This window comes from Tardiphaga sp. GW822-FHT04G09, from assembly GCF_058800725.1.
Map to the genome: position 1 here is coordinate 17,008 of NZ_JBXAMO010000001.1, position 14,177 is coordinate 31,184.

Annotated in this window: 12 protein-coding genes; 6 read left to right on the top strand and 6 right to left on the bottom strand. The window is 62.2% G+C overall.

Annotated features, from left to right (window positions below; genetic code table 11):
- Positions 1–25: 25 nt before the first annotated feature.
- Entirely contained in the window at positions 26–1,021 is a 996-nt protein-coding gene (locus tag AC1RLZ_RS00075) for an alpha/beta fold hydrolase (protein ID WP_493186978.1), read from the bottom strand.
- A 9-nt stretch (positions 1,022–1,030) separates the two neighbouring features.
- A complete protein-coding gene (locus AC1RLZ_RS00080; RefSeq protein ID WP_493186979.1) occupies positions 1,031–2,572 on the bottom strand; it encodes a WS/DGAT/MGAT family O-acyltransferase in 1,542 nt (513 codons plus the stop codon).
- Between the two features lie 501 nt (positions 2,573–3,073).
- Here AC1RLZ_RS00080 and AC1RLZ_RS00085 point away from each other — a divergent pair.
- Positions 3,074–3,562, top strand: a complete 489-nt coding sequence (locus AC1RLZ_RS00085; RefSeq protein WP_493186980.1) for a phasin family protein — start codon at positions 3,074–3,076, stop codon at positions 3,560–3,562.
- A gap of 106 nt (positions 3,563–3,668) precedes the next feature.
- Here the strand turns inward: AC1RLZ_RS00085 and AC1RLZ_RS00090 are convergent, their stop codons facing one another.
- From AC1RLZ_RS00090 to AC1RLZ_RS00105, 4 genes are all read right to left on the bottom strand, one after another.
- Positions 3,669–4,094, bottom strand: a complete 426-nt coding sequence (locus AC1RLZ_RS00090) for a DUF4399 domain-containing protein (RefSeq protein WP_493186981.1) — start codon at positions 4,092–4,094, stop codon at positions 3,669–3,671.
- A gap of 27 nt (positions 4,095–4,121) precedes the next feature.
- A complete protein-coding gene (locus tag AC1RLZ_RS00095) occupies positions 4,122–5,645 on the bottom strand; it encodes an SUMF1/EgtB/PvdO family nonheme iron enzyme (protein WP_493186982.1) in 1,524 nt (507 codons plus the stop codon).
- Between the two features lie 212 nt (positions 5,646–5,857).
- Entirely contained in the window at positions 5,858–7,435 is a 1,578-nt protein-coding gene (locus tag AC1RLZ_RS00100; protein ID WP_493186983.1) for a fatty acid--CoA ligase, read from the bottom strand.
- A 337-nt stretch (positions 7,436–7,772) separates the two neighbouring features.
- Positions 7,773–8,645: an SDR family oxidoreductase gene (locus tag AC1RLZ_RS00105; RefSeq protein ID WP_493186984.1), complete on the bottom strand. Its 873-nt coding sequence runs from the start codon at positions 8,643–8,645 to the stop codon at positions 7,773–7,775.
- 113 nt (positions 8,646–8,758) lie between these two features.
- Between AC1RLZ_RS00105 and AC1RLZ_RS00110 the strand changes: the two genes are divergently transcribed.
- From AC1RLZ_RS00110 to AC1RLZ_RS00130, 5 genes are all read left to right on the top strand, one after another.
- Positions 8,759–9,568: a crotonase/enoyl-CoA hydratase family protein gene (locus AC1RLZ_RS00110; protein WP_493186985.1), complete on the top strand. Its 810-nt coding sequence runs from the start codon at positions 8,759–8,761 to the stop codon at positions 9,566–9,568.
- A 204-nt stretch (positions 9,569–9,772) separates the two neighbouring features.
- On the top strand, positions 9,773–11,317 hold the full coding sequence (locus AC1RLZ_RS00115; RefSeq protein ID WP_493186986.1) for an acyl-CoA synthetase: 1,545 nt from the start codon (positions 9,773–9,775) through the stop codon (positions 11,315–11,317).
- Between the two features lie 10 nt (positions 11,318–11,327).
- The gene (locus AC1RLZ_RS00120; protein ID WP_493186987.1) at positions 11,328–12,128 is read left to right on the top strand and encodes a transporter substrate-binding domain-containing protein; all 801 of its coding nucleotides are present in this window, start codon (positions 11,328–11,330) and stop codon (positions 12,126–12,128) included.
- An 84-nt stretch (positions 12,129–12,212) separates the two neighbouring features.
- Positions 12,213–13,175: a tripartite tricarboxylate transporter substrate binding protein gene (locus tag AC1RLZ_RS00125; RefSeq protein WP_493187508.1), complete on the top strand. Its 963-nt coding sequence runs from the start codon at positions 12,213–12,215 to the stop codon at positions 13,173–13,175.
- A gap of 5 nt (positions 13,176–13,180) precedes the next feature.
- On the top strand, positions 13,181–14,104 hold the full coding sequence (locus tag AC1RLZ_RS00130) for a DUF1932 domain-containing protein (protein WP_493186988.1): 924 nt from the start codon (positions 13,181–13,183) through the stop codon (positions 14,102–14,104).
- Positions 14,105–14,177 lie beyond the last annotated feature (73 nt).

Here is a 14,177-nt window from a genome sequence, read left to right on the forward strand (position 1 = left end):
CGCTGCGCTCTACCCATCCTACGAACTAACCAAACCGTCTTCGCCGCCAGTCGATCAGCACCTGGCTGACCTCGTCGGGCTTCTCCTGCTGGGTCCAGTGGCCGCTATCCTTCACCAGATATTTCTCCAGGTCGGGAATGATGTTCTCCATGCCATCGGCGGAGGAGGGCGGCAGCACCGCATCGTTCTCCGCCATGATCATCAGCGAGGGCACGCGCACGGTGTGATCGAGTCCCTCGGCGCGCGCCCAGTTGGCACTCATGTTGCGGTACCAGTTGATGCCGCCGGTGAAGCCGGATTCCTTGAAGGCGTCGACAAAGATCTTCTTTTCCTCGTCGGAGAGGATTTTCTGGCGTGGGTCCTTCGCCGGATCGTAAGCAGCGACCATCTGCGGGAATGCGAGATTGGTCTTCGACGAGGCACCGATGCCGCCGACGGGCGCCTCACCCACATTGGCGTGCTTGCGCGGCATCGGCTTGCGCATGAAGAAGTCGAAGGCCTTGTCGACATTCTCGCCGAAGATGCGATCCGGCTCGTGTGCGGGATCCTGGAACTGGACGATATACATCGTCTCGCCGAAGCGCTTCCTGTAGATCAGCAAGGGATCGACCGGCGCGCGGTCGGTGTGCGGCGTATTAACGCCGACCACGCCGGCGACGCGATCGCGATGCCGCAGCGGCATCTGCCAGACGATGAAGCCGCCCCAGTCATGGCCGACGAAAATCGCCTTGTCGATCTTGAGGTGATCGAGCAATGCGACGAGATCGCCGGTGAGATGTTCGATGCTGTAATCCTCGACGGCGTCAGGCCGCGACGTCGCGCCATAGCCGCGCTGGTCCGGCGCGATGACACGGATGCCGGCGGCGGCCAGTGCCTTGATCTGATGGCGCCAGGAGAACGCCATTTCCGGCCAGCCGTGACACAACACTATCGGCGGTGTGTCGCTCATGGGGCCGGCATCGTAATATCCCATGCGAATGCCATTCAGCTTGGCGAACTGCAACGGGGGCATTTCAATCATGATGGGTCCTTAGCTGGCGGTCTTGAGAGCGTCGGGCGGGGCAAACGCCGCCTGCAGCAGCGCGAATTCACCCGGCAGCATGTCGGCAAGCACCTGCACATGCGGAATGATGTTGGCGCCCGCGATGAAGCCGAAATCGAGCTGGTCGCGATAGCTCTGCACGGTGATGTTCAGCGCCAGCCCATGGGTGGCGATGGATACAGGGAAAATGTGCAGCAGCTCGGCGCCGGCCGCATAGAGCGTCTGCCGCGGGCCGGGTACGTTGGAGACGGTGATGTTGGCCGCTGGCGGCAGCACGTCGGAGAGATTGGTGCGGCTGTAAAGCAGCGCCAGGATCTGCACCATGATGGGGGCGCCGAGCATCGACAGGTTCGATACCTGGGGCATCAGCGCCCGCAGCGGATGCGACATCTCCTTGGACTTGGTGGACTGCGCGATAATGGCTTCCAGCCGCTCCTTGGGATCCTCGATATTGCTGGCGATCGAGCAGATCATGCCGAACACCTGATTGTTCGAATCCGTGTTGCCTTCCTCGCGCAGCGAGATCGGCACCGCGGCGGTCATCGCCTTGGCGGGCAGGGCACCCCTCTCTTTCAGGTAGCGCCGGACCACACCCGACGAGAGCGCCAGCACCACGTCATTGAGCTTGCCGCCCGCCTGCTTCGCCACCGCCTTCGCGGCCGAGAGCGGCACCGAGACGCCGGCAAAACTGCGTTCAGACGAGATCGTCTTGTTGAGCAGCGTGGGCGGCGACAGCATGCTGTTGAGATTGTCGCGCGATTTCGGGTCGGCGATCCTGGCCATCACGTCGGAGGCGCTTTTCACGATGGTCGGGATCGAGCCGGCGAACTTCACCGCGCTCTCGATCTGGAACATGGCGTTGTCGAACAGGATCGAGCCGATATCGCTCTTGCCGGAGCGCGGCAATTCGATGCCCTTGGTCGTGCTCTCCAGCGGCTGGCGCCAGAGCTGCTGATAGGAATCGATGAAGCTCGCAGCTATGTCGCGCGGCTCCTGCCGCAGCTTGGCGCGTACCTCCGGCTTCTCGATCTCGCGGGGGATCGGCGTCACGTCATAGATCATGCTGGTGAGCGCGGCGCCGGCGCCGCCATCGATGCAGGCATGATGCATCTTCGAATACAGGCCGATCTCGTTGTCCTTCATGCCTTCGAAGACATAGAACTCCCACAGCGGCCGGGCGCGGTTGAGCAGCTTGGCATGCATCCAGCCGACGATGCGTTCCAGCGTGGCGCGGTCATGGGGGGCGGGCAGGCTGCCGCGAAAGATGTGACGGTCGATGTCGAACTGGTCGTCCTCGACCCAGGAGGGATGGTCGATATCCAGCGGGGCCTTTTCCAGCCGTGCCTTGAGGATCGGCGCCATATGTAGGCGCGAGGCGATCATTGCCTTGAAGTCCTCGAAGAAGTCGCCCTTGTAGTCGTCGGGCAGGCGAAAGATCGCCATGCTGCCGACATGCATCGGCATCTCCGGCGTTTCCAGATACAGAAACGACGCGTCCATTGAGGACAGCTTCCTGCTGGCTTCCGCCATGATACGTCCCTCCCTCGAACATTACTTTGACGTCGCTTGGCGCCTTTGCGGCGCTCTACCGATGAGTGTGCCCATCCGGAACGGGAATATGCAATGGCAAAGGCGATAGGGAGTTAGTCTGAGCACCGCTCCCTTCGAAATGTCCCGAAAAGCATGAGTTTGACAGCTATGCGCGCCGATTAGGCGGAAGCTTCCGATGAGTGCTCGTTCGGATGCCCGAAGTCGCTCCGCCCGAAACACTAAGTTGTAAAGCTAAATCAAGGGGTCAGGCGCGGTCCCCTTTTTGCAGTTCAGCGGTAGCCCGTTAGTGCATCGTTGGGTGCCCAGTAATATCGCAATTCACGTATTCGTGATGTTGCGATGCACCATCAATGTTGCGGTGCATTATTTACTATGTCATAGAAGTTGCACCCCGGGCCCACAACGGCGGGACGGGGCGAGCCGAGCCTTATTTGAAGGATGGCTGAAACCCGAGGATGACCCCCGAGGATGGAGACGAACATGACGATCGAGACCGAAACCAATTCCGTGCTGAACAACGTCAAGCAGGCTTTCGCGCCCGTCACCGAGGCGTTCACCAAGCTGCAGAACCTGGAAGTGCCCGAGGCGACCCGTGACTTCGTCAAGCGCGCTGCCGGCACTGCCAAGGACAAGGCCGCCGACTTCCAGGCCAATTCCGAGAAGGTGACCTCTGCCATCGAGACCGCCGTGTCGAACTCGGTCAGCGAAGCCACCAAGATCAGCCGCAACGTCCAGGACGCATTCTATGCGGACGTCCAGTCGTTCTTCGCCGGCATCGACAAGCTCGCTTCGGCCAAATCGCTGAGCGAAGCCTTCCAGGTGCAGACCGATCTCGTGCGCGCCCATGGCGAAGTGCTGAGCTCGCGCGCCAAGGCTTCGACCGAATATCTCGGCAAGCTGGTGTCGGAAAGCGCCAAGACCGCGCAGGACAACTTCTCGAAGGTTGCGTCGCTCGCCAAGACCGCCTGATCCATACGCGATCACGCGACATGAGTTCAAAAGGCCCGCGCAAGCGGGCCTTTTTTGTTGCTCGTTCTGGCAAAGCAGGTCGTGCATCCGGGCGTCGGAAGCATGCTCACTTGATTGTCACGGTAATCTTGTTCGAGACGATTGGTGGGCTGAAGGGATAATGAGCGCCGTCTCCCAGCACGAGCTGGAGCGTATGTTTGCCGGGGGGCAATTCGATGCGTGCTTCGGTCTGGCCGGCTCCGAAATGAAGATGCGACTTGTCCTGCGGGATCGGTTCCTTGGGATCGAGCGGGTCGTTCACATCGACCAGCAGATGATGATGGCCGCTGTTCTGGAAATTATCCCCTGCATGCGTGACACCCATGTTGCGTAAACCGAAACGACACCAGAACGCGCCCTTGATCACCGCTTTATCCTGCGGCCACACGAAATAGAGAACCGCATCTTTCGGCGCGGGCTTTCCTTGCGCATGGACTGCAAGGGGCTCCATTGACAGCATTGCGGATAACACGATGAGCCCGGTGATCCTCATGACGCAGCCTTTCTCTTGGGGGCGGTCTCAGGACGAAATGGCAATCCGGAAGCCGTGGGTCGGATATCGCACATTGGTGTCGTAGCTATCGCGGCTTGCGGGCCGGACGTAACGCGCATCGTTTTTCCAGGAGCCCGATCGAATGACGTGCGACACGCAGTCGTTCTCGACCCACGGCAGGCCATTCTGCGGGGCGCCCTGATAGTTCTTGTGCCAGCAATCCTCTGTCCATTGATTGACGCCGCCACCCATATCGTAGAGTCCGAATGGATTTGGTTTCAGGCTGCCGAGCTTGAGCGGCTGTTCAGCCGCTGCGGTGTCCGCGCAGTTCTTGCAATTGGCCATGCCGGGTTGCAGCTGGTCGCCCCACCAGTATTTCGTTTGCGTGCCGCCACGCGCGGCATACTCCCATTCAGCTTCGCTCGGGAGCCGGAAGGCTTTTTGCGTTTCCTTCGCGAGCCATGCGACGAACTGCTTGGCATCGGTCCAGCTCACATCCGTGACCGGAATGTCCTCCCGCCCAGTCACCAGGAACGGGCATGCATTCGCAGCAGCACACGCGTTCCACTCCCGGACCGAGACCGGATACTTGCTGATCGCGAAGGGCTTGATCGTGACCTGGTGGATCGGCTTTTCCGATATGTCGTCATTGCTGCCCATCGCGAAGGTCCCGCCGGGGACCGGGACCATGACGGGCTCTATGACCGGCTTTGGTGGTGCTGGCGGCGCGACAGGCGTGACCGCCGGAGCAGGTTCAGGCCGGGCTTGCTTGGCGGCGGGCGCTGACCGGGGGCTCGCATTTCCTGTCTCTTGCGCAGGCGCTGCGGGAGCTGACGCCTGATTGCCGGTTTCACCGCGCGGGTAAGCCCTCAGGTACCAGACGCCGGCGCCTGCGATGGCCAGCAAGATCGCGCAAAACGAAATGATCAGAACATGTTCACGCCGCTTCCGCGCCTTGTTGAATGCCGCGGGATCGGGAAGCACCCGGTAGACGCGCACAGGGTCGGTAATGTTCTTGATCTTGCGATCTCCAAGGGACTCATAGCCGCAGACGAGCTTGTGCTTGATCTGCTCGTAGATCCCACCCGAGATGTACACTTGGCCGGGGTCGGCAATCCCCTCGAGGCGCGCAGCGATATTGACGCCATCGCCGAAGACATCATCGGGCTCGATGATCACGTCTCCCAGATTGACGCCAATGCGATATTCGATCCAGGAATTCTTCGGCAGCGCCGCATTGCGTCCGATCATGCTTTGCTGGATGACGATCCCGCATCGTACGGCTTCGACCGGACTATCGAATATCGCAATGAACCCATCGCCGGTCGTTTTGACGAGTTTGCCGTCGTGCTCGGCAATGCTCGGCTCGATGAGGTCACGCTCGATGCGCCTGACGCGCGCATGCGTCCCTTCCTCGTCCAGTTCCATGAGGCGGCTATATCCGCAGATGTCGCCCACAACGATCGCCGCGAGGCGGCGCGGCGTTCCGACGCGCGGAACGGAGGGGTCTTTATCCCTGCCTGAACTGATGTCACGAATCTCGCCGCGCATGACTTCGCGCCTCTCACTGGACACACGAGGTTCACTAGCTGTTCGGTCGACCGTCATGACGCTACGCTCAACGTCTCCGTCAGACAATTAGCTGAAAACGTTAATCGGATGATCCCGGCGGAGGCGCGCGGTAGCGAGATGACGAAGTCTCTCGCTTTCGCAGTATCGATATACCCGGCGCCAATAGAATACGGCCGCCGCGAAACAGGTTCTCAGTTCACCTGCCGTTCTTTGCCCACCCAATACGGGTCGCGCAGCTGCCGGCGCAGGATCTTTCCCGAGGCATTCCTTGGCAGTGCGGCGATGAAGTCGATGGTCTTCGGCGCCTTGAATCCTGCGATGCGCTCGCGCGTAAATTTCATCAGGTCGGTCGCGCTCAGCTCCTTGCCGGGCTTCAACACCACTACGGCCTTCACCGCTTCGCCCCAGGTATCATCGGGTACGCCGACCACCGCGACCTCGGCCACATCCGGATGGTCGCAGATCGCGCTCTCCACTTCGGCGGGATAGATGTTCTCGCCGCCGGAGATGATCATGTCCTTGATGCGATCGTGGATGTAGAGGAAGCCGTCCTTGTCGAGATAGCCGGCATCGCCGGTGCGCAGCCAGTTGTCGCGGTCCAGCGTGCGCGCGGTGGCGTCCGGCAGGTTCCAGTAGCCGACCATGTTCGACGCCGAGCGCGTCGCGATCTCGCCGACTTCGCCCACCGGCAGGGGCTTGCCGTCGGCATCGAGAATGGCGATCTCGATTCCCGGCAGTGCCTTGCCGGCCGAGCGCATGCAGTCGCGGCCCTCGACATGATCTTCTGGGGCCAGCACCACGATGGTGCCGGTGGTCTCGGTCATGCCGTACATCTGCACGAAGCCGCAGCCGAACACGCTGATACATTCCTTGAGCAGGGCGGCGGGGATCGGCGATGCGCCATACATGATGTAGCGCAGCTTGCTGAAATCCATCTCGCGCGCGCGCGGCTGGCGGACGATGAACTGCATCGCGGCCGGCACCAGGAACAGCTTGCTGATGCCGTAGTCGCGGAAGAAATCCAGCACCTTGTTCGGGTCGAACTCCCGCGCGATCACGCTCTTGGCGCCGTGATAGAGTCCGAACACCGCCCAGCCGACACCGCCGATGTGAAATACCGGCATCGCCACCAGCGAGACGTCGTCGGCGGTCCAGACATTCCAGTCCGGGTTTTCGTCGGTGCCGCCGATGCGCAGCAACGACAGGAAATTCTGGTGCGACAGCATCGCGCCCTTTGGTTTTCCTGTGGTGCCCGACGTATAGAGCTGGATCGCCACATCATCCCTGGTCGTGGCGATGTTCGGATCGTTGTCGCTCTGCGCGTCGCGCCAGGCCGCAAAGTCCTGCCACTCCGGTGCACCGCCTTCCATGGTCATGATAATGCGCACATTCGGCAGTTGCGACTGCAGGCTGCGTACAAGGTCGACGAATTCCGGGCTGACGAACAGGATGGCTGCCTTGGCATCGTCGACGATGAAGGCAATCTCCGGTGCGGCGAGGCGCCAGTTCACGGGGGCCGTCACCACCTTGGCCTTCACGGCGCCGATCAGGAGTTCGATGAAGAGGTCGCTGTTCTTGCCGAGATAGGCAATGCGTTCATTCGGCTTGACGCCGAGCGCCATCAGCCCGTTGGCGACGCGATTGGCATTGCGATCGAGTGTCTTGTAGCTGGTCTCGCGGCCCTCGAACACCAGCGCAATTGAATCGCCGCGTGTCTTTGCTTGCACCCGAATGACATCGGCCAGTGTGGCCGCTTCCGCAACGGACATGTGTCTCCCTCCCGCAGTTTATTAGTTGTGGAGAGTGTGCGGGTGTCCGGTTGTGCTGACAAGATGAGAAAGGTGCTGCGGTGCGGTGATATCGCCACATACGCCTGGTCTTCATGCGGCGAAAGTCGTCGCCTGCGAAGCGGACGCGTTGCTTGTTGCGCGAGAGCTGCTGCAGCAGCCGCGTGGCTGAGAAAGCAAGGCAACGCCTTGCGCGTGGTGATGCTTCGTAGGATGGGTAGCGCGTCTTCGCGAAACCCATCGCTTTCTTCGGGGGTGATTGATGGGTTTCGCTTCGGCGCGGTGCGCCTTCGCTCGACCCATCCTGCACCGGCGCAGCTCAGCCCCGCTGCGCCTTGTCCTTCTCGTTCTGCGCCTTGATGCTGTCGCGGGCCTGGATCCACTCGGCGTCGGACCAGTCGCGCAGCTGATAGAAGTTGCCGCCCATGGCCAGCGCCTGTGCGCCGTCCATGGCGATGGTCTCGCCACTGATCCAGTCGCAGCCGCCGGAGATCAGGAACACTGCGAGGTTCTGCAGCTCTTCCATCTTGCCGACGCGGCCCATCGGATTCCAGGCGCGGGTACGTGCGCCGGCTTCATCGCCCGGCTTGATGCGCTTGCTCATGCCTTCGGTGGGAATTTCACCGGGCGCGATGGTGTTGAGGCGGATGCCGTAGCGGCCCCATTCGGTGGCCAGCGACATGGTCATGGCGTGGATCGCCGACTTGCTCATGGCGGAGGGCACCACATAGGGGCTGCCGTTGCGTACCCAGGTCACGGTGATCGAGACCACGTTGCCCGGCACCTTGTCGGCGATCCAGCGGCGTCCGACGGCATGGGTCATGTAGAACGTGCCGTGCATCACCGTATTGGCGACGGCGTCGAAGCCGCGCGCCGACAGGTCCTGTGTCCGCGAGATGAAATTTCCGGCGGCGTTGTTGATCAGGTCGGTGAGGGGGCCGTCGGCCCAGATGCCTTCGATCATCGCATCGACCGCCGCGGCATCGCGGATGTCGACGCCGTGGCTGGTGACCTTGCCGCCATATTCCGCCATCAGCTCGGTTGCGGTTTCGTCGCATACAGCCTTGCGGCGACCGCAAATATGCACTTCGGCGCCGAGCTCGAGAAATTTCGCCGCCATCGACTTTCCGAGGCCAGTGCCGCCGCCTGTAACGAGGATTTTCCGGCCTGCGAGAAGCTGCTGATTGAACATGGGAGCCACCTGATTTAAGAGGATGCGGACGGATTAATTAGTTGATTGACTAAATCCCGACAACGCTTTCCTGTAAAGCGACGATAAGAACAAGTCTAGGAAGGAAACCTCCCATGGAAGACCGCATCTCTGTGTCCATGACGGACGGCGTTGCCGATGTTCGGCTGGTCCGCGCGGACAAGATGAATGCGCTGGATGCGGCGATGTTTGCGGCATTGGTCGATACCGCCGATCGGCTCAGCCGCGAGAAGGGACTGCGCGCGGTCGTGCTGTCCGGCGAGGGCCGGGCGTTCTGCGCCGGCCTCGACATGGGACGATTCGCCGCGATGAAGGAGAGCGGCGGCGACGGTATCGGCGGCGGGCAGAAGCGTGACCTGGCGCTGCGCACCCACGGTCTTTGCAATCACTCCCAGCAGGCGGTGTGGGGCTGGCGCCAGTTGCCGGTGCCGGTGATCGCGGCGGTGCATGGCGTCGCCTTCGGCGGCGGTTTTCAGGTCGCGCTCGGCGCCGACATGCGGTTTCTCGCGCCGGACACGCGAATGTCGGTGATGGAAATCAAATGGGGCCTGGTGCCCGACATGGCGGGCACGCCGATCCTCGCCAGCCTCGTGCGCGACGACATCCTGCGCGACCTCACTTACACCGGCCGCGTCTTCTCGGCGCAGGAGGCTTTGAGCTACGGCCTCGCCACGCGCATCTGCGACGACCCGCGCGCCGCGGCACTCGAGACCGCGCGCGAGATCGCCGGCAAGAGCCCGGATGCAATCCGCGCCGCCAAGCGCATGCTCAATAATCTGACGATCGATCCCGGTCCCGCGCTGCTCGCCGAATCCGTCGAGCAGATGAAACTGATGGGCGGGCCGAACCAGACCGAAGCCGTGCGCGCCAATATCGAGAAGCGCGCGCCGAAATTTGTGGATTAACAGACCAACACCCCGCCCTCATCCCAGCCTGAACGCAATTGCGTTCAGGCGAGAGAAGCGACTTCTTTGTCGCGTTTCGAAGGATGGTGGCGCACACCAACTCATGGTGCGAGACGCGCGAAGATGCGCTCCTCACCATGAGGGCCTCGGAGTGACGCGCTAGCTTCTCTCTTCAATCAAAAACAAAAATCCGGAAACGTATCCATGTCGACAAATTCCCTGTTTCAAGGCGTCATGTCAGGCGATCGCCGTCGCGGCTTTACCGAACTGACCGAACGTGCGAGCCGCATCGCCGGCGGGTTGTCGCGGCTCGGCGTCAAGCAGGGCGACAGCGTCAGCATCCTGATGCGCAATGACATCGCGTTTCTCGAGGCGGCCTATGCGGTGGCGCAGCTCGGCGCTTACGGCGTGCCGGTGAACTGGCACTTCAAGCCGGAAGAGATCACTTATGTGATCAAGGATTCCGGCAGCAACATCCTGATCGCCCATGCCGACATGCTGCATCAGCTGCGCGATGCGATCCCGCAAGGCATCGTGTCGCTGAGCGTGCCGACGCCGCCGGAAATCGTTGCCAATTACAAGGTCGATCCCGCGCGTCTCGGCACCCCGGACGGCGCCATCGATCTGGAGAGCTGGCTCAAGGAGCAGGCGCCCTATGACGGTCCCGCGCTGCCGCAGCCGCACAACATGATCTACACATCGGGTACGACGGGTCATCCCAAGGGCGTGCGCCGCTTTGCGCCGACGCCGGAGCAGGCCGCGTCCGCCGACCAGATGCGCGCACGCGTCTATGGTCTCAAGCCTGGCGCGCGCGCATTGCTGCCCGGGCCGCTGTATCACTCGGCTCCCAATGCCTTTGCGCTGCGTGCCGGGCGCCTCGGTGGCGCGCTGGTGCTGATGCCACGCTTTGATCCCGAAGAATTCCTGCGCGTGGTGCAGGACGAGAAGATCGACACCATCTTCATGGTGCCGACCATGTTCATTCGTCTGATGAAACTGCCGGAGGATATCCGTAAGAAATACGACATGTCGTCGCTGCGCCACATCATCCATGCCGCTGCGCCGTGCCCGGCCGACGTCAAGACGGCGATGATCGACTGGTGGGGCCCGGTGATCTACGAATTCTACGGCTCGACGGAATCCGGCGCCGTGACCTTCGCCAATTCCGAAGATGCGCTGAAGAAGCCCGGCACCGTCGGAAAGATCGCGCCCGGCGCTGAGTTGCGCTTTCTCGACGATGACGGGAAGATCCTGCCTCAGGGCGAGATCGGCGAAATCTATTCACGTATCGCCGGCAATCCGGATTTCACCTATCATAACAAGCCGGAGAAGCGCGCCGAGATCGACCGCGACGGTTTCATCACCTCCGGCGATGTCGGCTATCTCGATGCCGACGGCTATGTCTTCATCTGCGATCGCAAGCGTGACATGGTGATCTCCGGCGGCGTCAACATCTATCCCGCCGAAATCGAATCCGCATTGCATGCGCTGCCCGGTGTGCATGACTGCGCCGTGTTCGGCATTCCCGATGAGGAGTTCGGCGAGTCCCTGATGGCGGTGATCGAGCCGCAGCCGGGTGTCGTGCTCGATCTCGCAGTGGTGCGTGCCGATCTGAAAAAGGCGCTGGCCGATTACAAGGTGCCGAAGCAGATGGAAATACAATCGAACTTGCCACGGGAAGATTCTGGCAAGATCTTCAAGCGCCGGCTGCGCGATCCCTATTGGGCCAAGGCAGGACGAACAATCTAGGAGGTGATGCGTGGCAACGATTGGAAACAGAGTTGCCGCGCAGATCGCGGCGATCGCTCTGCTGGCGGCGGCGTTTGCCGGGCCTGCGATGGCCGTCGATCCTGATATACGGCAGGTGCTCGCCCCAAGCGGCAAGCTGCGTGTCGGGCTCTATCCGGCCACGCCGACGTCTATTCTCGTATCGCAAACCGAAGGTCCGCGCGGCGTCGGCTACGATCTCGGCAAGGAGCTCGCGCGACAGCTGGGCGTGCCCTATGAGCCGGTGGTGTTCTCCAGGAACGCCGAGGTGCTCGAAGCGGTGAAGACAGGCCATGTCGATGCCGCCTTTACAAATGCGTCGGCATCTCGCGCCAAGGACATGGATTTCGGCCCGTCTTATCTGGAAAGCGATCTCGGCTATCTTGTTGCGAAGGATTCCAGGGTTGCAGGGCCCGATGACGTCGATGTCAAAGGCATCCGTGTCGGCGTGACGGCGAGCAGCTCATCCGACGCGGCGTTGTCGCGTGATCTGAAGAATGCGGAGGTCGTCCGCGTGCCGGCGATCACGCTCGTTCCGGAGATGCTGGCAAGCGGGAAGATCAATGTATTCGCCACCAACAAGGCGACCCTGTTCGAACTGGCGGTGCAGGCGCCGGGCGCGAAAATCTTGGAAGGGCGCTGGGGCGTCGAGCGGCATGCCATCGCGATCCCCAAGGGGCGCGATCAGGGGATGGCATTTGTCCGCAAATTCACCGAGGATGTGAAAGCGCAGGGGCTGGTTGACGCTGCCATCGCACGATCCGGACTGCGCGCTGCGACCACAGCCAGGTAGCACTATCAAGTAGCAACGACACGAGATTGTTGCGCAATATTACAAGAGGGACGACCACCCATGCCCGTGTCTTTGCCTGCGCCCATGAAACTGGCCATCGCCACGGCGGCTGCGCTGCTGTCTTTCGCCAGTCCGTCGCTGCAAGCCCAGACGTTTCCGAGCAAGCAGGTGACGATCCTGGTGCCCTATGCGGCAGGCGGCGCGGTCGATGTGCTGGCGCGGACCTTTGCACAATCGCTGTCGAAGACCTGGGGCCAACAGCCCGTCGTGGACAACCGTCCGGGCGCTGGCGGCATCATCGCCTCGCAGGCCCTCGCGAAGTCGCCGCCCGATGGATACACGCTGATCCTCGTCGCATCGGGGCACCCGCTCAACCAGTTCTTTTATCCAAAGCTGCCCTACGACACGTTCAAGGATTTCACGGCGATCAGCGAAGTCGCCTATTCGCCGCTGGCCATCGTGGTGTCGAAGGACAATCCGGCAAAGAACCTGCAGGAGTTGCTGGCGCAGGCGAAAGCCAAGCCGGACTCGCTGTCCTACGGCATGTCCGGCAACGGCACCTCGGCGCATCTCGCCGGTGAGTTGCTGAACCATATGGCGGGCACGAAGATCGTCTCGATTCCTTACAAGGGCGGCGCACCGGCGCTTACCGCGGTGATCGCCGGCGACATTCCCATGAGCATCAACCCGCTGCCCGAGATCGTCGGCCAGCTCGAAGGCGGCGCAGTCCGCGCCATGGCCGTGACGACGGCGACGCGTTCCGCGGCGCTGCCCAACGTGCCGACCGTCGCCGAATCCGGCGTCGCCGGTTATGATACGGCGGTGTGGTGGGGCTTCCTCGGACCTGCCGGCATGCCGGCCGATGTCGTGTCGAAGATCCATGCGGATCTCGTGACAGCCTTGAAGGATCCGGTGGTGCTCGCGGCGTTGAAGAAGATCGATGCCACGCCCGTCGGTTCCTCGCCCGCAGACTTCGACAAGTTCATGCATGCCGAAGCCGACAAATGGGGGCCGGTGCTGAAGGCGGCAAACATCAAGGTCCAATAGACAATATGACGGAACGTTCGAACCAGTGGCATGTCGGCCTGATCGGCTATGGCGAAGTCGGGCGCATTCTCGCCGAAGACCTGCGCAAGCAGGATCTCCGCGTCAGCGCCTATGATCTCAAGCTCGACGGCAAAGATGCCGGGGCGCTCCGCGACCATGCCGCGACCCATGGTGTCACGCTCGCATCCTCGCATGCGGATCTGGCCTCGCGCGCCGACTTAATCGTCTGCGCTGTCACCGCGAGCCAGACTGTGCCGGCGGCGCAGGCCTGCGTGTCCGGTCTGAAGCCGCAGGCGTGGTTTCTCGATTTCAACTCGGCATCTCCCGGCGCCAAGCAGCGTGCGGCCGCGCTGATCGATGGCGCAGGCGGCCGCTATGTCGAGGGCGCCGTCATGACCTCGATCCCGCCATGCCGCATCAAGGTGCCGCTGCTGCTCGGCGGTGCCGGGGCGCGCGATCTCGCGCCGCTGCTCAACGCCATCGGCTTCGATGCGAAAGTCGCCAGCGACAGGCTCGGCGTCGCCTCGGCCACCAAGATGTGCCGCAGCATCATGATCAAGGGCCTCGAGGCCATGGTGATCGAGAGCTTCACCACGGCGCGCGCCTATGGCGTCGAGGACGCCGTGATCGCCTCGCTGGTCGAGACGTTTCCGTCCATCGACTGGGAGAAGCAGGGCGCCTATTTCTTCCAGCGTGTCATCGAGCACGGCCGCCGCCGCAGCGAGGAAGTCCGCGAAGTCGCCGAGACCGTGCGCGAGATCGGGCTGACGCCATGGTCGGCCGAAGGCACGGCGGAGCGGCAGGGCTGGATCGCCGATCTCGCCGATGACGGCCTGTTCGGCGCTAGGGGTGAGGCGGGTTTCGCGCGCAGTGCTGACTGGCGCATCGAGGCGGATCGGATTTTGGCTAAAGTGAAGCCGAAGGGCTGAGTTCCGACCGGCGCTGCGCACCGCAACTTCGTCTTGCATCGCAGCATGAGTTGCGACCAAATGGGGCGCCGGC